16 protein-coding genes and 6 tRNA genes are annotated in these 21074 nt (G+C 44.4%); 15 read left to right on the forward strand and 7 right to left on the reverse strand.

Features of this window, described 5'->3' with window-relative positions; translation table 11 throughout:
- The first annotated feature begins 111 nt into the window (after nucleotides 1–111).
- The 6 genes from pilG (at nucleotide 112) to IEV39_RS13200 (ending at nucleotide 9278) form a co-directional block, all read left to right on the forward strand.
- Nucleotides 112–495, forward strand: a complete 384-nt coding sequence (gene pilG / locus IEV39_RS13175; protein ID WP_004652356.1) for a twitching motility response regulator PilG — start codon at nucleotides 112–114, stop codon at nucleotides 493–495.
- A gap of 20 nt (nucleotides 496–515) precedes the next feature.
- Nucleotides 516–878, forward strand: a complete 363-nt coding sequence (locus IEV39_RS13180) for a response regulator (protein WP_004775365.1) — start codon at nucleotides 516–518, stop codon at nucleotides 876–878.
- A gap of 45 nt (nucleotides 879–923) precedes the next feature.
- Nucleotides 924–1460, forward strand: a complete 537-nt coding sequence (locus IEV39_RS13185; protein ID WP_005226965.1) for a chemotaxis protein CheW — start codon at nucleotides 924–926, stop codon at nucleotides 1458–1460.
- 47 nt (nucleotides 1461–1507) lie between these two features.
- On the forward strand, nucleotides 1508–3589 hold the full coding sequence (locus IEV39_RS13190; protein WP_005288799.1) for a methyl-accepting chemotaxis protein: 2082 nt from the start codon (nucleotides 1508–1510) through the stop codon (nucleotides 3587–3589).
- Nucleotides 3590–3742: 153 nt separating this feature from the next.
- Nucleotides 3743–8809, forward strand: coding sequence for an Hpt domain-containing protein (locus IEV39_RS13195; RefSeq protein WP_005288797.1), 5067 nt, complete (start codon nucleotides 3743–3745; stop codon nucleotides 8807–8809).
- A 13-nt stretch (nucleotides 8810–8822) separates the two neighbouring features.
- On the forward strand, nucleotides 8823–9278 hold the full coding sequence (locus tag IEV39_RS13200; protein WP_005288795.1) for a hypothetical protein: 456 nt from the start codon (nucleotides 8823–8825) through the stop codon (nucleotides 9276–9278).
- 50 nt (nucleotides 9279–9328) lie between these two features.
- On the opposite strand, the gene dapE is transcribed toward IEV39_RS13200, so the two are convergent.
- The 3 genes from dapE to IEV39_RS13215 form a co-directional block, all read right to left on the reverse strand.
- Nucleotides 9329–10462, reverse strand: coding sequence for a succinyl-diaminopimelate desuccinylase (gene dapE / locus IEV39_RS13205; RefSeq protein ID WP_005288792.1), 1134 nt, complete (start codon nucleotides 10460–10462; stop codon nucleotides 9329–9331).
- A 124-nt stretch (nucleotides 10463–10586) separates the two neighbouring features.
- Complete coding sequence (locus tag IEV39_RS13210) at nucleotides 10587–10730, reverse strand: entericidin A/B family lipoprotein (RefSeq protein ID WP_167510625.1); 144 nt, start codon at nucleotides 10728–10730, stop codon at nucleotides 10587–10589.
- A 108-nt stretch (nucleotides 10731–10838) separates the two neighbouring features.
- Complete coding sequence (locus IEV39_RS13215) at nucleotides 10839–11711, reverse strand: DUF1853 family protein (RefSeq protein ID WP_005288788.1); 873 nt, start codon at nucleotides 11709–11711, stop codon at nucleotides 10839–10841.
- Nucleotides 11712–11811: 100 nt separating this feature from the next.
- On the opposite strand from IEV39_RS13215, the gene IEV39_RS13220 reads away from it, so the two are divergent.
- The 9 genes from IEV39_RS13220 to IEV39_RS13260 all read left to right on the forward strand — a co-directional run bounded on the left by IEV39_RS13220 (nucleotide 11812) and on the right by IEV39_RS13260 (nucleotide 14487).
- Nucleotides 11812–12177, forward strand: coding sequence for a YbaN family protein (locus IEV39_RS13220; protein ID WP_005288785.1), 366 nt, complete (start codon nucleotides 11812–11814; stop codon nucleotides 12175–12177).
- A gap of 253 nt (nucleotides 12178–12430) precedes the next feature.
- On the forward strand, nucleotides 12431–12940 hold the full coding sequence (elsL, locus tag IEV39_RS13225) for a cell wall-recycling L,D-carboxypeptidase ElsL (RefSeq protein WP_005288782.1): 510 nt from the start codon (nucleotides 12431–12433) through the stop codon (nucleotides 12938–12940).
- Nucleotides 12941–13103: 163 nt separating this feature from the next.
- Nucleotides 13104–13179: transfer RNA gene (locus IEV39_RS13230), tRNA-Val, on the forward strand.
- 23 nt (nucleotides 13180–13202) lie between these two features.
- Nucleotides 13203–13279, forward strand: a tRNA-Asp gene (locus tag IEV39_RS13235).
- Nucleotides 13280–13322: 43 nt separating this feature from the next.
- Nucleotides 13323–13399, forward strand: a tRNA-Asp gene (locus tag IEV39_RS13240).
- A gap of 102 nt (nucleotides 13400–13501) precedes the next feature.
- A tRNA-Val gene (locus IEV39_RS13245) sits at nucleotides 13502–13577 on the forward strand.
- Between the two features lie 39 nt (nucleotides 13578–13616).
- A tRNA-Asp gene (locus IEV39_RS13250) sits at nucleotides 13617–13693 on the forward strand.
- Between the two features lie 139 nt (nucleotides 13694–13832).
- Nucleotides 13833–13908: transfer RNA gene (locus tag IEV39_RS13255), tRNA-Val, on the forward strand.
- 87 nt (nucleotides 13909–13995) lie between these two features.
- A complete protein-coding gene (locus IEV39_RS13260; protein ID WP_005288779.1) occupies nucleotides 13996–14487 on the forward strand; it encodes a DUF2750 domain-containing protein in 492 nt (163 codons plus the stop codon).
- A gap of 12 nt (nucleotides 14488–14499) precedes the next feature.
- On the opposite strand, the gene IEV39_RS13265 is transcribed toward IEV39_RS13260, so the two are convergent.
- The 4 genes from IEV39_RS13265 to yccS all read right to left on the reverse strand — a co-directional run bounded on the left by IEV39_RS13265 (nucleotide 14500) and on the right by yccS (nucleotide 20942).
- Complete coding sequence (locus tag IEV39_RS13265; protein WP_005288776.1) at nucleotides 14500–15285, reverse strand: YdcF family protein; 786 nt, start codon at nucleotides 15283–15285, stop codon at nucleotides 14500–14502.
- Nucleotides 15286–15402: 117 nt separating this feature from the next.
- Entirely contained in the window at nucleotides 15403–17946 is a 2544-nt protein-coding gene (locus tag IEV39_RS13270; RefSeq protein WP_005288774.1) for a PepSY domain-containing protein, read from the reverse strand.
- Between the two features lie 158 nt (nucleotides 17947–18104).
- On the reverse strand, nucleotides 18105–18689 hold the full coding sequence (locus tag IEV39_RS13275) for a YcxB family protein (RefSeq protein WP_005226976.1): 585 nt from the start codon (nucleotides 18687–18689) through the stop codon (nucleotides 18105–18107).
- Between the two features lie 78 nt (nucleotides 18690–18767).
- Entirely contained in the window at nucleotides 18768–20942 is a 2175-nt protein-coding gene (gene yccS / locus IEV39_RS13280) for a YccS family putative transporter (RefSeq protein WP_005288772.1), read from the reverse strand.
- Between the last annotated feature and the right edge of the window lie 132 nt (nucleotides 20943–21074).

The following is a 21074-nucleotide window of genomic DNA, read 5'->3' on the forward strand; positions in this document are numbered from 1 at the left end:
AAAAAACTTCATTGATAATGCAAGTAAAGATATGTTAAAAATATCAACTGATCTGTATAAAACAAATTAAACCAACCATAATTTGTATTGAGTATTGGGGCAGGACAATAAATGGAAGATAAATTTCAGAATTTAAAGGTGATGGTGATTGACGATTCCAAAACGATTCGTCGTACAGCTGAAACGTTATTGCAACGTGAAGGCTGTGAAGTCATTACGGCGGTTGATGGCTTTGAAGCATTGTCAAAAATTGCAGAAGCTAATCCGGATATCGTTTTTGTTGACATCATGATGCCTCGTTTAGACGGTTACCAAACCTGCGCATTAATCAAAAACTCACTAAATTACCAGAATATTCCAGTCATTATGTTATCAAGCAAAGACGGTTTGTTTGATCAGGCGAAAGGCCGTGTCGTGGGGTCGGATGAATATTTAACCAAGCCATTCAGTAAAGATGAGTTGTTAAACGCGATTCGCAACCACGTCAGCGCATAAAATTAAAGATTGAGGAAAAAATGGCTCGCATACTTATTGTAGATGATTCACCTACTGAAACTTTTCGCTTTAGAGAAATTTTAACCAAGCATGGTTATGACGTCATTGAAGCAACTAATGGCGCAGATGGTGTGACTTTAGCACAAGCAGAATTACCTGATCTGGTGCTGATGGATGTGGTGATGCCGGGCATGAATGGTTTTCAGGCCACACGCCAGATCAGTAAAGGCAAAGACACACAGCATATTCCGGTTGTAATTGTCAGTACCAAAGATCAGGCCACGGACCGTGTCTGGGGGAAACGTCAGGGTGCATGCGACTATTTGACCAAACCTGTCGATGAACAACAGCTGATTGATGTGATTAAACAACTATTAAGTTAATTTCGCTCAATCTGAGCCTTCTCATGATTCAATACGGGATAGGGTATGGCAGCAAATGGATTTATCGAATTGCTTCGCTTATCCAAGCGAGGCAATAAGCAATACACTTCAACTCAAAACGAAACTCACCGCTGGTCGGGCATCGCATTTGAGATGTTGGGGCAATATTTTGTTGCGCCATTGGGGGAAATTTCCGAGGTAATTTATCCTCCGAAATATACACCGGTACCAAATACCCAGGCGTGGGTACGTGGTTTGGCCAATATTCGTGGAAGACTGCTTTCAGTTTCTGATTTGACACATTTTATTTCAGGACAAAGAAGCCAGTTTTCTCCGACGCAAAAAGTGATTTGTATTAGCCATCAAGATCATTATGTGGGGTTGGTCGTTGATCAGGTTTTGGGGATTCAGCACTTTAATAAAAAGAGTTTTTTCTCTCAAAATAATGATCTGGACCATAAGTTAAAAGACTATTGTCAAGGTCATTTCCACCAGCATAATCAACAATGGCATGTGTTCTTATTGAGTCGGTTATTAAAAAATCCTCAATACATGAATGCATCAATAAAATTTATAAACTAATTTAATGCGCTACGGAACATAAAGGCGTATTTCGGGGAGAAGCTGATATGGGCTTTAAACTTAAAAAAAAGAATGGTAGTGATAGTGCGGGACTGAAAAAGGGGGGCGCGTTCCTAGACAATATACGAACGCAACTCGATCAGTTTTCCCGTTTATTCGGTGAAAGTGAGAAATCTAAACCGATTATCTATCGTGCTTTAATTGCTTTGGCCCTTGCAGTCATCCTCTTAATCTACTTGTTCGTTAGTGTGCCGCGTTCAAACCAGTTAACCCGTAGTCTGGGTGAGTTGCGTCTGTTATCGCAAACCATTTCGCGTCAGGCCACCGAAGCCACCGCTTCTGGTAAACCTGAAGAGATGAAAAAGCTGGTTGAGTCAGAAAAGCAATTTACCGAAAACCTGGAAACGGTTGAAAGTGTTTATGGTAAAGGTTCTGATGAATACAAGAAGGTGAGCGAACTTTGGGGCGGCATTTCCAAGAATATTGACTTGATTGCCTCACAACAGAAAGTCATTAACCAGCTTTATGATACCAACATTGCGATTAGCGATACCATCCCCGAGATTCAGGCTGAATATAACCTGATGGTGGACCAGATGGTGCGTGAGAACATGCCGAGTAGTCAGGTAATTATTACCAAGAACCAAGTCTTTATTGCGGAACGTATTTTACGTTCGATCAACTCGGTGCTGGTCGGTACAGATAACTCTAGTGTTTCTGCAAATGACTTCGGTGCCGATATTGATACCTTCGGTGTGTATTTAAATGCCCAATTAAACGGTAGCTCTGAACTGGGTGTAGACCGTATCAGCTCGGCTGCCTTACGTGAATCTGTGGACAGCATTAAGTCTGACTATGATGCCGTGTTGAAATCAGCAGCGGCAACGGTATTACAAAACGCCAACCAGATCGTGCGTGTCCGTCAGGCCTCTTCACAAATCTTTTCGCAGTCTGATGCACTGTTGAATTCACTCAATGATTTGTCCAATAAAGCGGAAGGCGGCTGGGGCAATGTCATTGCCGGTATCGTACTGATTGGTGCTTTAGGTCTGTTGGTCTTCTCTGCACTGCAATTACTGGCTTTACGTAGTAATACCGATAAAGAGCGTGTAACACGTCTACAAGACGAATATGACCGTAACCAGAATGCGATTTTACGTTTACTCGATGAAATCGCGGATTTGGCAGATGGTGACTTACGTTCTTATGCAACAGTATCTGAGGACTTTACCGGTGCCATTGCCGACTCGATTAACTTTGCGATCGATCAGTTACGTGACCTGGTATCGCGAATCACCGATACTTCGCAAGAAGTGGCACGCTATACCCAAGATACTCAAAACATTACCAACCAGTTAGCCGAAGCTTCTGAACATCAGGCGCAAGAAATTGCGGGTGCGTCTGCCGCCATGAACGAAATGGCACTGTCGATTGACCAAGTATCTGCCAACGCTTCTGAATCTGCTGATGTAGCACAACGTTCGGTACAGATTGCGACCAATGGTGCGCAAGTGGTAAACCGTTCGATTGAAGGGATGGATCACATTCGTGAACAGATTCAGGAAACCTCGAAACGTATTAAACGTCTGGGTGAGTCTTCTCAAGAGATTGGTAATATCGTCTCGTTGATTAACGATATTGCCGACCAGACCAACATTCTGGCCTTAAACGCCGCCATTCAGGCATCGATGGCCGGTGAAGCAGGTCGTGGTTTCGCAGTCGTTGCTGATGAAGTACAGCGTCTTGCAGAACGTTCTGCATCAGCAACCAAACAGATTGAAAGTCTGGTGAAAACCATTCAAACCGATACCAATGAAGCCGTAATCTCAATGGAACAAACCACTTCCGAGGTGGTACGTGGTGCGAATCTGGCAAAAGATGCGGGGATTGCACTGGATGAGATTCAAACGGTATCGGGTGACTTGGCGAAACTGATTGCAAGCATTTCGGATGCGGCAAAACTTCAGTCGGCTTCTGCCAGTCATATTGCGACCACGATGAATGTCGTACAGGAAATTACCTCACAAACGACTACCGCTACGTTTGATACCGCACGCTCGGTTTCTGAGTTGGCAAACATGGCTGAATCGTTACGTGAATCAGTAACTGACTTTAAGTTACCTGAGTAAACCGAATTGGAAAGGCAGATGGGGGTGTCTGTCTTTCCATTTTAGATGTGTTGGATATCTCAACAAGGTGATGGCGCAGTGGAACTACATCTTGTCTGATAGATAGACGTAATTTTTACCCACATTTAGTGGATAAAAACGAAAGAAGCAGCTATGAAACAAATATTAAAAACGTTAGTTGAAACGATGACGCTTCCTGAAGACAGTTATCTTGAACAAGATGCAGAGATTCTTGAAATTTTTATTGAAGAATTGGATGAGATCTTTGTTGAGTTAGAACCATTACTTGTTCAATGGACAGAACAACCACATCAACAGAATGTGCTGAGCGATATTCGCCGTCATTTCCATACCTTAAAAGGCTCTGGAAGAATGGTCGGGGCGAAGTCGTCGGGTGAGCTGGCATGGACCGTTGAAGATACTTTAAATCGTGTGATTGCGGGCACGATTACCTTGAATGCTGATATTCAACGCTATGTACAGACGGTTTTTAATCTTTATCGTTTTAAACTGGCGCATGACTTTAAGGTGGTTCAGGCCCATCAGGTTGATTTCAAACCCTTGGTTTTACTCGGACAACAATTACAACAGCAGCAAAGTCCTGAACCTGCGCTGGCAGAGCTTTTAAATCTTGCCATTGATCTTAATCATGAACAGGTGTTGACTGGCCTTGAGCCAGGAGATGATGCTCTCGTTGCAACGGATACACAGGAACAAGCGCCACAGCAGGTTGAGTCTGTCTCGGAGCTTGAAGGGATTGTACCATTTGAAGATGAGGCCTTGGCCAAAGAAACCCTGGCCATTTTCCAGGAAGAGGCCGAAGAGCATCTGGCGACCATCAACCAGTTCTTACAAAATGATCGTCCAAGCAATGATCAATACAATACCCTGATTCGTGCATTGCATACCTTGCGTGGCAGTTCTGCCATGGCGCATGTCGATCATGTCTTTGAGGCCAGCTCAAAAGTTGAAAACCTGTTTAAAACCTTATTGCAGGAAGAACTGGACTCAAGTTCGGATGAAACGGCTTTGCTGACGCATTATGCGCAGTTTGTTGGGGATTATTTACATACCTTGAAGCATGCAGGCAGCTCACAAAAGCTCAATGAAATTTATGAGACGTTTAATGTTGCTTGGGATGGTTATGATTTCCAGCTCGAAGAAAAGCATGGCGATGCAGTACGGCCACAAGGTCTGGTGTCTCAGTTAATTGAATTGGAAATTAACGATTTACTGGATGTCGAGTTTGATTTCGAGAAACGTGCACGGCATGAGTTCCCGCAATATATCGAGTTATTGAGTCAGCAGGCAGAAATTCTGTTACAGCATACGCATCATCATGCAACGATTGGCATGTATCAGTACACCAGCTTGTTGCGTTCAAGCTATCAGGATCTTATTTTTAAACCAAGTTTACTTCATCTGGATTATGCCTTTGAACTCTATCATCAGGTACATCAACAGTTTATCCAGTTGTTTGATACCTTGGCAGCCGGCCAGCGTGTCACTTTAACCAAAGCCCATGAACGTGTCTTAAATGAACTGAGTTCATTTACCCAGCAAAATGTTGAGTCTGTGCCGCAAGAACCTGTGGATGTCGAGACCCATACAGTTGAAGAAACTTTGGCAATTGAACCACACGCAACGTCAAGCGCTGTGACTGACTTAGCTGCCCAGTTTGCACTGGATAAGCAACAGTTAAATGCCGATGAAGCCAACCGTGATTTTGATCCAGACTTGCTGGATATCTTCCTTGAAGAAGCAGATGAACTGCTTGCCGGTATTGATACTGATCTAAATACATGGGCGGTGAATCATAACAATGTGGATGCCTTAAAGAATCTGATGCGTTATTTGCATACCTTGAAAGGGGGAGCAAATATGATTCAGGCTCCTCATATCGGTTTGATTGCGCATGAGCTGGAAAGCATTTATGAAAAGCTGATTAACCAGCAGGTTCAAGCAACGCCGGCACTGATTGCCGTGATTCGTGCGGTACAGGATGATATTGCGGATCGTATCCAGATTATCCGTGATCAGCAGGTCGATTATCCAGCAACGCATACTTTGGCTGCTCTCCATAATCTGGAAAAAATCGCGGTTATAGCTCCGCAAACTGATGTTACTTCCGCTATGCCGCAACCTGTTCTTGAAACGGTTGAAACACAGGCTAATGATAGCGCTGTTGATACAAGTATTTCGGAAACAGCAACCCCAGCCAATGCGACTGTTGATGTCACTGTATTTGCCGCACAACTGGCACTGGATCAGCAACAATTACAATCAGCAGCGTCCAATCGTGACTTCGATCCAGACTTGCTGGATATTTTCCTTGAAGAAGCCGATGAACTGCTTGCCGGAATTGATGCGGACTTAACTACTTGGACCGCCGATCATCACAACTTAAATGCGCTAAAAAATCTAATGCGTTATTTGCATACCCTGAAAGGCGGGGCAAATATGATTCAGGCGCCTCATATTGGCCTGATTGCGCATGAGCTGGAAAGCCTCTATGAAAAGCTGATCAATCAGCACATTCAGGCAACACCACAACTGGTTGCGATTATTCGCTTAGTTCAGGATGACATTGCAGACCGGATTCAGACTATTCGCGATCAGCAAACCGATTATCCATCAACGCATGTGGTGCAGTTACTGCAACAGGCAGACCAAACGGTTGCACCTGTAATGCTTGAGCCGGTAGAGACCCTTGCAGCAATTGAAGCGGATGTTGTTGAGGCCCAGTCAGAAGTACCTGACTTAGTTGAAGCTGAACCTGATACGCAAACGCTGACCTTGCAGCCAGAAACTAGCCCTCTTGCCTCGGATGAAATACTTGATGCGAGCTCAGCAATTCAAAGCGTTGAGACGGTAGCAGCGACATTGGATGATGATGTCCGCTCGTTGGTGGAGCAGACTTTCCTGGAGGAAGCAGAAGAGTTACTGGAACAGGCTCAAAGCTTATTGAGGCAATGGTTTGAACAACGCGGTAATCGTAGTGTGTTGCTGCAGTTACAGCGTAATGCCCACAGCTTAAAAGGCGGCGCGCGCATGGCTGAAATGGATGCCATTGCCGTGATTGCCTACCATCTGGAAAATGCTTTTGAGCAGTTTGGTGTGCATCATTTCAATTCAAATGTGTATGACAATCTGCTAAATACCGCATTGGCATGGTTGCATGAGGCCATCTTTAAACGTCAATATGCCAATTTTGATGGCTTAAAACAAAGTCTGGAGAAGATGGAGTTTGTCGATGTTTCGGCACAACTTCCTCAGAAACTTTCGGCGAGAGATATCTTTACGCCTGAATATAACATGGAGTTTGTTCAGGGCGATGGCACAGAACCGCCGTCAATGCTGGGCGAGTGGGAAACGACAGAGCGAATTGAGCAGAATAATGAGATGATTCGTGTCTCTGCAGATGTCATCGAGAAGATGATTGACCTGTCAGGGGAAAATGCGATTAACCGTTCACGTATCGAGATGGATCTGGGGCAACTCGGCGGTACGCTGACAGAAATGGAACTGGCGATCAAGCGCTTGGCCGACCAGTTACGTCGAATGGAAGGTGAGCTGGAAAGCCAGATTATTGCACGACATGGCGGGGAAGATGCGCGTTATGCCGACTTCGACCCATTAGAGATGGATCAGTATTCATCGCTGAACCAGTTGTCAAAATCACTGGCCGAGTCAGCTTCAGACTTGGTGGATTTCAAGACCACATTGTCTGAAAAGATTCGTGATACAGAAGGTTTGCTATTACAGCAATCCCGTATTCAGGCTGAAATTCAAGAAAGCCTCATGCGTACCCGTCTGGTACCATTCTCACGTCTGTTACCGCGTTTACAGCGTATCGTGCGTCAAACGGCTTCGGCATTAAATCGCCCAACCGAATTGGTGGTGAACAATACTGAAGGGGAATTAGACCGCAGTATTCTTGAACGTCTGGTTGCACCTTTTGAGCACATGTTGCGTAACGCGATTGACCATGGGATTGAAGATCGTGAACAGCGTTTACAGGCCAAGAAAGCTGAAACCGGGCATATTGTCTTGAACATTGGCCGTCAAGGTACTGATGTGGTCGTAACCTTCAGTGATGATGGTAAGGGCATTGATGTCAACCGCATCAAGGAAAAAGCACTGCAAACCGGTTTAATGACGCCAGATCAGAAGCTGGAACAGGAAGAGATTTTACAATTTATCTTCCATCCGGGTTTCAGTACTGCGGCTCAGGTCACCCAGATTTCTGGGCGTGGTGTCGGGCTGGATGTGGTACAAAGCGATATTAAAGCCCTAGGCGGCCATGTCAGTGTGGCGTCCACCTATGGCATAGGCACGACCTTTACCATCCGTGTTCCAACCACGGTTGCGGTCAGTGATGCCTTGATGGTTAAAGCAGGCGATCAACAGTTTGCATTCCCGCTGGCCCAGATCGACCGTATTGTGCGTATTTCACCTATGGCACTGGAGCAGTACTTTGACAGTCAGGACGACTATTTCACCATTGACCAGGAACGTTACCGTTTACGCTATCTTTCTGAGTTTGTGGCAGGCCAGCCAATACCGCGTTTGAGTGGCGTGGTGCATTCTTTACCGGTGTTGCTGATCAAAGGCGCCCAAGGCCAGACTACGGCATTACTGGTGGATCAGTTGATTGGTTCACGTGGTCAGATTGTGGTGAAACCGGTCGGACAGCAGTTCTCCAGTATTGGCGTGATTGCGGGTGCAACCATTCTGGGGGATGGTCAGGTCTGTTTGATTCTGGATGGTCAGAATATTGCACGACAAGCGCAGTCAACTGCACGTAGCAAGCAGGCTGATGAAAGCTATACTAAACAGCGTTATGATGAACGTCGCCTGATCATGATTGTCGATGACTCGGTCACCGTACGTAAGGTCACTTCACGTCTGTTAGAGCGCCAGGGCTATGATGTGGTCACGGCCAAAGACGGTGTGGATGCGATGGAGCAGCTCGAAACAGTGAAACCTGATCTGATGCTACTGGATATTGAAATGCCGCGTATGGACGGTTTCGAGGTCACCAATCTGGTTCGACACCATGAATTGCATCGGGACTTGCCAATTATCATGATCACCTCACGTACCGGTGAGAAACATCGTGAACGCGCATTGTCACTCGGTGTAAGTCAATATATGGGTAAACCGTTCCAGGAAGAGGCTTTGCTGGAAAATATTGAAACTTTACTGGCTGTGCGCTAAGAGGTAGCAAAGAATGGTAAATAAAGGCGCAAACTCGGCATTGGGGCAGATTGACCAGCAAGAGTTACAACATTTAATTACAGTTTCAACCGGATTTATTGATGCCTACATTATTGAATGTCATCAAAAGGTTCCGATGCTGTTACCGCAAAATATCGTGTTGTCGGCAATGGATACCCAGACCAATGTTGAACATATTGAATGGCATGATTTAAAGCTGCCTGTGTACGCTGTAAATGATCCTGCACAGAAACAAGGTGTGGCACTGGTGATCGAAGGTGAAGATGTATCGCAGCGTTTTGCTCTGGTCTGTAATGAAATGCCTGAGTCGATCCGTTTACGTATTTCGGAGATTGTCGATGAAGAACGGGACATCGATGATAAGACGGTCTTTCAATATGTGAAGATGGGGGAGAACAGGTTTTATGTCCCCAATCTGCAAAACATCCAAACCCAACTGGGGTTGTAATAAAAAAGGAACTCATTGGAGTTCCTTTTTTTGTGCGTTCAGCTACAAGCTTAAGCAAGCAGTTCCACTAAAATTTGCTCATAGATTTCAGCTAACGGTTCTAATTCGGCAACATTGACATGCTCATTGATCTGATGGATGGTGGCATTCAATACGCCCAGCTCAAGCACCTGTGCACCGGTTGGCGCGATAAAGCGGCCATCAGAGGTTCCACCACTGGTTGAAAGTACGGTATCAACGCCAGTCACATTTTTAATCGCGGTTTTTGCTGCGTTCACCAGCTCGCCTACCGGAGTCAGGAAGGGTAAGCCAGACAAAGTCCACTGAATATCATAGTTGAGCTGATGTTTATCTAAAGTCTCAAGCACACGTTGTTTCAGGATATCGGCGGTAACTTCAGTTGAATAACGGAAGTTGAAGGTGACTTTCAATGTACCTGGAATCACATTGGTCGCGCCTGTGCCTGCCTGAATATTGGAAATCTGGAAAGAAGTGGCAGGGAAATATTCATTGCCATTGTCCCAGACTGTTTCACACAGTTCATTGAGGGCTTTAGATGCAGTATGGATCGGGTTTTCAGCCAGATGCGGATAGGCCACATGGCCTTGTTTACCATGAACGGTTAAAACCGCATTCAACGAACCACGACGACCATTTTTAACAATATCACCCAACTGATGCGTGCTGGATGGTTCACCGACCAGACACCAGGTCATCTTTTCATTGCGCGCTTCCAGTGTTTCAACCACTTTAACGGTACCGTTAATCGATGGGCCTTCTTCATCCGAAGTGATTAAGAATGCAATTGAACCTTTATGGTTGGGATGTTTGGAAACAAAACGTTCCGATGCAACCACCATGGCCGCCAATGCAGTTTTCATATCGGCGGAGCCACGACCATAGAGTTTTCCATCACGAATACTCGGTAAAAACGGGTCTGAATTCCATGCATCTAAATGGCCGGTCGGCACCACGTCGGTATGGCCTGCAAAGCAGAATACCGGATTTTCAGTACCACGACGCGCCCATAAATTATCAACATCTTCGAAACGCATGTTTTCGATATTAAAGCCAATCTTTGCTAAGCGTTCGGCCATAATCTTCTGGCAATCATGGTCAACAGGAGTTACTGAAGGCTGGCGTAGGAGTTGTAAACTAAGTTCAAGCGTATCGGAATGGTTCATGCGAGATGTAGCTAAATCTGGTGAAATATGAACCGGTATAATAGGGGAATCTGATGGAGAAAGGTATTAAAAATAAACCTTATCTAGTTCTAGATAAGGTTCGGTACAGCTTGTTCTAAAAAAATTACATTTTATCCTGAGTTTTTTCGGCAGTCTGAGTAACTTTGTCACCTGCTTTAGATACATCTTTACCAAAACCCTTAAATGTATTACAGCCAGTTAAAACAACAGCAGCCATGATCGAAGCAACTAAGATTTTTTTCATCATCTTCTCCGTTTAAATGTAATTATGATGTACTTAAGAGGCTAAAAAAATTACTGCAAAATGAACATAAGGGTTTGATGGTAAATGTGTTATAAAATGTTATCTTAGCTATTAACAAGTGAATGAAGTTAAACTAAATAAAAGCGATGGTTGGCGGAACATATAATAACTAGGCGTTGGTGCGTGCTGATAATAAAGACCATTGCTCCACCAGAGAGCGGGTTGTGAAGAAGCCTCCTGATCAGGACAGAGCCATTCATGTCTTTGCAAGCGATAATAAGGCGTACTTGGTATCTGAGTTCCCCATTGACCTAAACGCCGTGAAGTATTAATCCAGGATGGAAGACTTGATTTATCCTGTTGCGTAGGCAGGTACAGCTGACCTTTCATGACTGCAAACTTACGTTGAATGAGATGGTTGTTGGCTTCAGTAAACTGGAATTGACGTTCGGTAAAATGTTTGAGTTTGCGCTGTAAGGTATCTTGTCTATTCAATCCAAACCATTGAGCCAGCGCCAGCTTTCCTTCGCCTAAATAATATTTTAAAGCCACTTCCCAGTGCTCAACTTGTTGCGTTTCCTGATTGAGCAAAACAAAGTCCAGTTCACCTAAAGTTACCGCACCTGCAATTTTTTGAATGCTGTGTCCGAGCAACTGATAAGAATGATAATCATCGTCCAGTAGCCAAAACCAGAGCAGATTTTCAAAACGTAGGCCCAGTCGTGTGCTTTTGAGTTGAGCCAGAAAATCAATCAGTGGCTGTGGCTGCACATCCAGTTGCTTTAAACGTGATTCATAATTTTGATAATGGGTTTGCCAGACCGGATCTGGATGTAATTCAAAATGATTTTTTAGGCTGAGATCGTCTGGAATGTCAGCCAGTATATTGGGACTGGCAATACAGAAGGCCAAATGCCGTACGATCGGATTGTTAAACTGTAACCACGGCTCAAAAAAACAAGGGGTGGTAAGCATTTTCGACATCAAGCCACTCAATCATGGAAATAATAGGTTAAGTTTAAGAAACCACAATAAAAACGCTTTATACTAGCACGGTTGTAAACAGGTGTTGGTTAATTGCTCAATGAAAACTTTATTCTGGCGTAGCTTGGTCGTGATTTTTATTACGTTGGGAATCATTGGAGCAATTTTACCAGGCATGCCCACCACGGTTTTCCTGATTCTGGCTGCATGGGCGGCTTCCAAAGGCTGGCCGGAAATGGATGCCTGGTTATTAAATCACCCTAAATATGGTCCGACTTTACGCAACTGGCGTGAACATGGCACAGTCCCGCGGAAGGCGAAATGGATTGCCAGTATCATGATGCTGCTCAGCGGTATCCTGATGCTGTTCACCAACGCACCGTTTTGGGTGAAAGTCTTTACCGATGTCACCATGTTTATCGTGGCTGTGTGGTTATGGTTACGCCCCGAGCCTGAACGAGGATAAACAAAGCAACGCTTTGTCCGAGTGCAAGACGAGCAGCTATGCTGCGAGTGGCGAGTTAAGCAACGCTCTTGTGAAAGTTATTTTCATGAGCAAGAGCTCGCATCAAATATGGCTCATATGCCGCGAGTGGCAAGTGAGAAAAGGCCATACCTGAGGGCATATCGCCAAGACCCACGAAAACTACTGAAAACTACAAGAAAAATGGCTTCATCTATGTTGAAATGAAGATGTTCTATCATCTATCGAGATAACAATGACCTATACCCTTGATCAGGCAGACATCATCATAGACTTGGCACAGCAAACACTACGTTTGCCGAAACAGAATAAATTCTATGTGATCTCTTCGGGCAAAAACGGTATTGGTGAACAGGAAAATAGTGGAAAGACCCCAAGAGGCTGGCATCAGGTTGCCCAAAAGATTGGCGGCGATGCACCAAAGAATGCAGTATTTATTGCACGCCAACCGACGGGTGAGGTGTATGACCTGCAATTAGCCCAGCAATTTCCTCAACGAGACTGGATCTTGTCGCGGATTTTATGGCTGGATGGTCTTGAAGAAGGCTTCAACCATGGGGAAGGGCACGATACCTTTAAGCGTTATATCTATATTCATGGTACGCCGGATACAGAGCCAATGGGTGTTCCGATGTCGCATGGTTGTATTCGAATGAAAAATGATGAAATTGTCGAGCTATTTGAACTCGTTTCCGAACAGGCGCTGGTGTATATATCCGAACAAGCCTTAGAAAACGATATGTGAAAATGCAAATAAGTGCTTAAATAAAATACGAAAATATCAGTTTTTGCATGGAATCACTTATTTTTTAATCATTCGTACGGTTTTTTCAGAAAAGAATGGCAAAAGCGTTTGACAGGCTGTAAAGATTCTCTATAATGCACCTCACAAACGATGAAGACGTTAAGGGCGCTTAGCTCAGTTGGTAGAGCGTCTGCCTTACAAGCAGAATGTCGGCGGTTCGATCCCGTCAGCGCCCACCAAGCCTTTACGTTAAGACTCAAGTGCAGCGGTAGTTCAGTTGGTTAGAATACCGGCCTGTCACGCCGGGGGTCGCGGGTTCGAGCCCCGTCCGCTGCGCCACTTAAGTTTTAATAGTCGTTTGCTATGATTGCAAAATTATCGTGCAGCGGTAGTTCAGTTGGTTAGAATATCGGCCTGTCACGCCGAGGGTCGCGGGTTCGAGCCCCGTCCGCTGCGCCACTTTAAGATTGCAAGAATAGCTAGAGTTGAATAGATTAGAATTTATTTCTTTTATATTTAAACAAGTTTTAAAGCATGGCTTTAGATTTGTTACCTCGCTCAGGGCGCTTAGCTCAGTTGGTAGAGCGTCTGCCTTACAAGCAGAATGTCGGCGGTTCGATCCCGTCAGCGCCCACCATAATTTGTGACATTTACTTCTCTATGGAAGTAATACAGTGCAGCGGTAGTTCAGTTGGTTAGAATATCGGCCTGTCACGCCGAGGGTCGCGGGTTCGAGCCCCGTCCGCTGCGCCATTCTCTTGATATCAGTTTAAGAGAATGTTAGTTTTAACAAGTATTTTTATACTTGATCTCTGATACGAGATGCCATTAGAAAAATCAAAGATTTTTCTCTTGCGCTCAGACAAAGCTTCGCTTTGTTGATCCTCGCTCAGGGCGCTTAGCTCAGTTGGTAGAGCGTCTGCCTTACAAGCAGAATGTCGGCGGTTCGATCCCGTCAGCGCCCACCATATATCTTCCCCAATCTCATATCATTGTAATCAATACAAAGTTATTTTATGATTAGCATCAATAATGATTCTAATACGAAGTACTTTATGAGAAATCCTTATCAACGCAAGGCTGCGTCGAAATCTCAAGCTACATCTGCCAATTCTTCACTTAAAGACACTTACCGTCAGTTTATTCAAAATATTATTATGCAACGTCACGTGATAGCGCTCTATCATGACGGCTGGGCTTTATGTTCAACACCATCAGGTCAGCATGCATTATCGGTGTGGCAAAATAAAAGCTTGGCGAAATTACTGATTAAAGACAACTGGGCACAATACGAAATTCAGGAAGTACCCTTATTGGCTTTTATTGAGAAGATGATTCCATTTTTAAAAGAAAATAATACCATCTTATCTTTAGATTTAACCCCTGAAGGGAATAACCTGCTGGTTAGCCCCGATGCTTTATTGTTAGATATTAAGAACTTTTTATACCAGATTTACTTACAACGACCCGATGTATTTGCTGAGTTAAAACTACCGTTACCGCGTGATATTCGTTTACATCAGCCAGCTTCATCCTCATTGGAATAGTAAAGGGCTCAATCAATATTCATTCAGCAGCCAGCCACTGGCATAAGCAAAATATTCTCTTAACCAGGCGTTATAGCGTGTTGGCAATGGTGTGGTCGCTCCGAGCAGGGTAATATTACGATACCCTTGTTTTCTAGCAATGGCGGCAGCTCTTAAGGTGTGGAAATCACTGGTGACAATTGCAATCGGTTGCTGGATATTGATGTGTTGGGCTTGTAATAAAGTTTGACTATTTTTAAGGTTCAGTTCAGTGCTGGTACTTTTATCTTCCAGAATGATTTGTGACATAGGAATATGATATTGCTGCTGTAAATAATCAGACATCACCACAGCTTCGCTTTCGGTTTCACCATAATCTATCCCACCTGTCAGCACCAGTTTTGCATCAGGCTGCGCTAAAGCTACAGGAGCCGCACGATCCAATCGTTTTGCCAGCGTCGCAGAAGGTTGTCCATTTTCTACGCCACTGCCTAAAACAATAATGGCTTTTACCGGTGCAACAGGTTGTGCTTCAGTAGTATTATCCGCAAGGTAATCAAAGAAATAGCCTAAGCTGACCAACCATGCCCAGAAACACAGCCAGCCAAAACGCCACAGGCTATGCAGATGGAAGTGGTAGAAAAAGAAACGTTCAATATGATAATAGAAATAAGAATACAGACAGAAAAACAGTCCGAGCAATAGCGGGAGTACAGTACCAATATGAATCTTTTTAAAGGCAATCAGAATTGCGCCATCTAAGAACAGAACTGAACCGATAAGGGCTAAAGCAAGACGAATCCATAAACTTATTTGCATAATCTTAATTGTGTCGATTTGAACCGTGCTAAGTGTATGCAAAATTAAAAGAAAGGCAACACTGCGATTGTCTTATAAAAAAACGAGTGACTGGCACTCGTTTTTTAATGAGAAGGCTTAATAAACATCTCGACGATAACGGCCTGCTTGACGTAATTCATCCAGTTTTTGTTCACCGAGAATATCTGTTAAAGCTTGGTCTACACCTGAGGCCATGCCTTCGATGCTACCACAGACATAAATCACCGCACCTTGCTCGACCCATTTTACTAACTCGTCGGCATTATTCCATAGAATATCTTGTACATAGATACGCTGTTGCTGATCACGTGAGAAGGCCAGATCAAGTCGTTGCAATGTGCCCATATTTAGCCAGGCTTGAATGGTTTCCTGATAGAAGAAATCATGTTCGCGTTGACGTTCACCAAAGATCAGCCAGTTGGCAGTGTAATTTTGTCGGTTACGCTGCTGTAACAGACTCATTAAACCCGCAATACCGGTACCGTTACCAATACATAGAATTGGACGGTTATCATCAATCAAATGGAATGACTCATTGGTGCGGATACGTAGTGCGATTGCTTGTTTGAGCGGCGCATATTCGGTTAACCAGCCAGAACCCAAACCGAGTTGACGGTTATCATCATATTGTTGACGCACTACCAGTCTTAACAACTGTTGCGACGGGATACTGGCAATTGAATACTCACGCGTTGGCAAGGTTGGAAGCTGCTCCAGTAACTCTTCGATGCTATTGAAAGGTTGAGTTTCAACACGCAGGTTTTTATCCCACAGTACCTGTTCAACCGTCTGGTTGAGCGATTGCACAATAGTGTGTGTTGCAATCTGGTGTTTAGCTAAAAAGTTTTGGATCGCTATTGGGCTATTTGCGGGCTGAATTTCAGCAATATCACCAGCATGCCAAGTCATATCCGAAGCAGAGGTCAGTTCAATATTATAAGCCGCTTGACCTACACTATTTGGGTTGAGCAGGGTACGCGCACTTAACGTCCATTGATCAAAGACTTTCTCAATATTCATGGCATGTAATTCATGTCGGGTCACCACTGAAAGAGCTTGGTTCCAGCGCTGAATATCATGGGTATTGGCGTTATCTACCTCGATGAGATCAAAGAATGGCTGAGCCTGACATTGTTTTAACCATGCATCAACTGCATAACCGAAGCTGCAATAACTTTCTGGATATTCTTTGGAGCCCAGCGCAAGCACGGCATATTGCATCTGGCTGAGATCAAGCTTTTGCTGCATCAGTTTTTTGCTAAAACCTGAGGCGAGATCGGGTGCTTCACCAGTCCCGTAGGTACTGATCACAAATAAAACCTGTGCTGCTTGTAGCAGGTCCTGTTCAGTCAGTTGCTGGATCGGTTTAACGGTTGTTGGTTGTTGTGCTTCTTGCAGGCTCGTCGCTGTACGCCATGCCAGTTGCTCTGCCACACCGGTTTGAGAAGCATAAGTGATCAGCCAAGGTTGCGCATTCGGGTCAATCTGTTGAGTGCTGAGGGATTGACGTGCGGCTTGGGTCAGCTTCTTCTGTTTACGGCGTTTTAAATACAACATCCAGCCGGTCACAAAAAACAGCGGCATGCTGAGTGACGCCAGCATGGCAATAAATTGATAGGTCGAACCAAAGAAACTGCCACGATGTACAGGCAGCATACTGCTCATGATTTTTTCATTGAGCTTTTTATCTTCATACAGTTCAAGTTTTTCAAACTGTTGATCTTGGTAATTATAGATGGCTTGGTTACGTGCGCGCTCATGCTGTGGAATTGCATCGACAAAAGATACTTCAACTTTGGCATCGTCACGCTTTGGAACAGTTAAGGTCAGGCTTGAATATTCACGTCCGATTTGAGCATTGACGCCCGTCCAGCTCTGGGTCAGGATGCGGTCGACCTGCTCGGTTGTTAAAGCTTGTTGTTTATGTTTTCTATTTCCAGATTCATTGTGCTGTTGGTTACGTTGCGGTTGTTCAACGCCCATGACTTTGAACATCCCCGCACGCCACCAGTCATAGGACCAGTATAGGCCTGTGCAAGCAAACAGCAGAAAGAATATCACCACCCATGTGCCGACAACGGCATGTAAATCCCAGATGAAATTACGGCCTTTTAACTTGGGTTTAATGAAGAACCATTGTTTAAAGCTATGCTTCTTGGGAAAACGTAAATACAGACCACTCAATACAAAGAAAATCAGCATCAGGGTAGAGGCGCCAGTAATCTGTGCCCCAAATTCACCTGCCGTTAAATTACGGTGTAAACGTTGAATAAATTGCAACGTATCGCGACCTTTAATATCAGGTAAAACTTCCGCTGTATATGGGTTGACCATCATGTTATAGCCACGGCGCGCACCTTCTTTTTTGATATTGACGGTGGAGGACGCAGCGGGATCAGCAGCAATGGTAATACTGTTAATTTCAATTTCTGGTTGTTGTTGATTGAAATGTTGATAAAGCTGGGCAGGGGTTAATTTGGGTGTTTGAGCCACTTCAACAACATAGCTGTCCTGATTGATCCATTTAAGGATTTGTGGCTCATATGAGTAAATCGCCCCTGTAACTCCCATTAAAGAGAGAATAAGCCCCGCGGTGATCCCTAAAAACCAGTGTATCTGGAAGAAAACTTTTTTAAACATGGTCAAAAAATGTAAATAGAGTGGAATTCATGTAAAAAATTATAACTCAAGAATAAGAATACAATGTGGATTTTGCAGGTAATATTGATTTTGATTCTCATTTATTTTATGGGCAATAAAAAACCTCTCATGGTGAGAGGTTTTTGTTCATCCGTGTCTTAAATCGATTTAGGCGCGCCTACAGTTTCATTTAAGTGCTTGCGAACGGTATTAAAAGAAAAGTTCTTTGAATCCATACGCTTTGGCAAGATGTAAGCCCCTTGTTGTTGTTCACCTTTAGGCGTTTTTACCTTGAAGTTCACCAGGATAAAGTCAGGAGAGCTATACCATTCATAGATATCTTTCCAGCCAATGGTAGCAGTACCTTCTTGTAGGCCCATTTTTTGGCGCATCACGATCCCGTGTGGTTGTACACCTAAACGTAAGCCTTTAATTTCCTGAACAGGGAATTCGGTCATCTTGCGTTTCACGTACCATTCCAGACCAAATTTCTTGATCAGATAAAACAGCACCACCCCTACAATCACCACCCAGCACAGTACGGTTGAGTAGGTTGAGTAATATTTAATAAGTCCTGCTGCAACCAAGGAAAGCACCACAAGTGCAATCATAATCATCCATGCTTTGCGGCTGAATTTGTTGGTACTACGCCAAATCATAAGTTGAGCTTGACGTTGTTCAGCTTCAGAAACTTCGTAAGGAACAGGTTGTAGCGTATAAGCGTATAGCGTTTTGGCGGTCATAGTGTAAAAAATGAGTCTAGAACTGGGTTAAGTTTAACACCTATTGGCATGCAAAGATATTATGCCAATGGCGAATGATTAGAGCGATGCATACTCGGTGCCGTCTTCATGGGGTTCATGACTCAGGCTTTGTTTCAGCATACTCAAACGGGTGAGTACGCCCAGCATCAGTGACAGTTGTTGCAAGATAATCAATGAATTCTGTTCATTTTCCTCATTGCGGCTTAAACGGTCACGAATGGCTTGCATCATATTCTGTGCAGATAAATCAGGCACTTCGTCTCTGAGTAACGCACCCTGAATATCATCCAGTGCCTGATCCAGTAAGGACAGCACTTCCTGATCCTGAATTTTTTCACGGTGCGCACCCAAGGCAGCGATATAACTTAAAAAGGTATGGCTGAGACAGAGAAATTCGAAGGCCAGACTTTTCTGGTTAACATCAATATTCGGTTCGGTGGCAATGGTTGAAATCAGTGATGCCACTTCTGCATCGGTATTATGGGCCGCCCGACGTACCACCCGATAATTCAGGGCATTATTACGACCATGATGATATTGCGCGACCACTTCACTCAGGTATTGACATTGGGCCTGTAAAGAACGGCGGATTGAACGGGGCAGTCTACGGAACTTCCAGTCTGGCCAGATAAAACTCACACCAAACCAGGCCAGCGCGCAACCGAGCACGGTATCAATAAAGCGGGGAAAACCTGCTGCAAAGGCAGAGCCATCCAGATTGAAGTTGATCAAGGCCAGAATGGTAATAAAGGCCGTGGCTTGTGCATATTGCTTACTGCGCAGTTCTAAAAATAGCACACCGCTCAGCACCAGCATGACCAGTTGTCCTTCAATGGAAGGAATAAAGTAGATTATCGCAAGACCGACAATAATACCAACCAATGTACCGATAATCCGTAAATAGAGGCGGCGTTTGGTGGCGTTAAAATTCGGTTGGCAGACGAACAGCGCCGTTAACATGATCCAGTAACCGTATGCGATATCGGTCATCTGGATAAACACATAGCCAATAAATAGCACAATGGATAAACGTACAGCATGACGGAACAATACCGATTCAGGAGAAAGATGCTGTTTTACACGGACAATAATGTCATTCCAGCCTTTGAGATCATCATCTTTCAGCTGGCTTTCTGCATGTTGGGCATTGATCTTTTGCAGATTGCGTTCGGTTTCCAGATTCTGTAATTGCGCATCAATCGATTTCAGGTTCTGATACAGCGCAAACAGGGCATTAATCCGCACCTGATCATAATGTCCATCTTGCCGCAACTTTTCCAGAGAGGTGCGTAAATTTTCAAAACTATGCTTAAAGCGTTTGTTATGCACATAACGGGTACGACTTAAAATCGATTGAGACAGATCCTGACAGGCTTTGCCCTGAATCGACAGGATGCGCTGGAAGCGGAACAGGATGTCACTATGCTGGAACACTTTGGCCAGTTTCTGATAATCAATATGCGCTGAATCGGCACGTTCATGAATATCTTGCGCCACAAAATAATATTGCAGGCTGCGTCGGGTATCTTTTTGACCGCGGTCACCTTTGAGTCGGGTTAACAAGGACATGCGCAGATCATTAAAGATCGCCACCAGCTTGCCATTTTCCATGGCAATATCAATCATGCTTTGTTGATAACTGGATGGGGTCATGTCGACATCAAACAGGTTGGACTTGGCAAACAGAAAACTTCCCAGCGCTGAATAAGATGCCGAAAGCTGATCCCGGACTTTTCGTACCGGGAACAGCAGGAAACTGATGGTAGAGAGTAGGCCATACCAGGCCGCACCTGCAACCAGAAGCGTGGGTTGAACATACCATTGCTCAAATAAATGTACGCCTAGCATGGTATAGACGGAAGTCACCAGACAGCCGTACGCAATGGTGGCATAACGTCTTCCCAGCGAGCCAAGCAAGATCCAGCCGATACAGGAAGCAATCAGGCCGATTGCAAAGGCAACCGGATAAGGGAATAACAGTTGAACCGATGCAGCGGTGATAAAAAATCCGATATAGGTATAAATCAGATTCATGATGCGCACAGAAAAGCGGTCATCAATATCACTAATCGCTGCAGCAACCACACCGAGGGTTAAGGGAATGGTGGCGAGTTGATAATCGAGTAAATAAGGAACGAAAGCTGTTCCGGTAAAGGCAATCAGCATACGCACGTTATACATCAACGTGGTGTTATAGGTTGTTTGTTTTAAACGTCCGAACCAAGGATTCAAGGGTTGTCCTTCTTGTATTCTACAATTGAATTTTCATCGTGGCTGTTCACAGGGTTAAAGTGTTCGCAGACGTTAATATTATGCACAAAACTGATGGGGATGCTAAGCTTAGAATATTCCAAAATTTGTTAA

This window comes from Acinetobacter courvalinii (assembly GCF_014635545.1).
Classification (GTDB): domain Bacteria; phylum Pseudomonadota; class Gammaproteobacteria; order Pseudomonadales; family Moraxellaceae; genus Acinetobacter; species Acinetobacter courvalinii.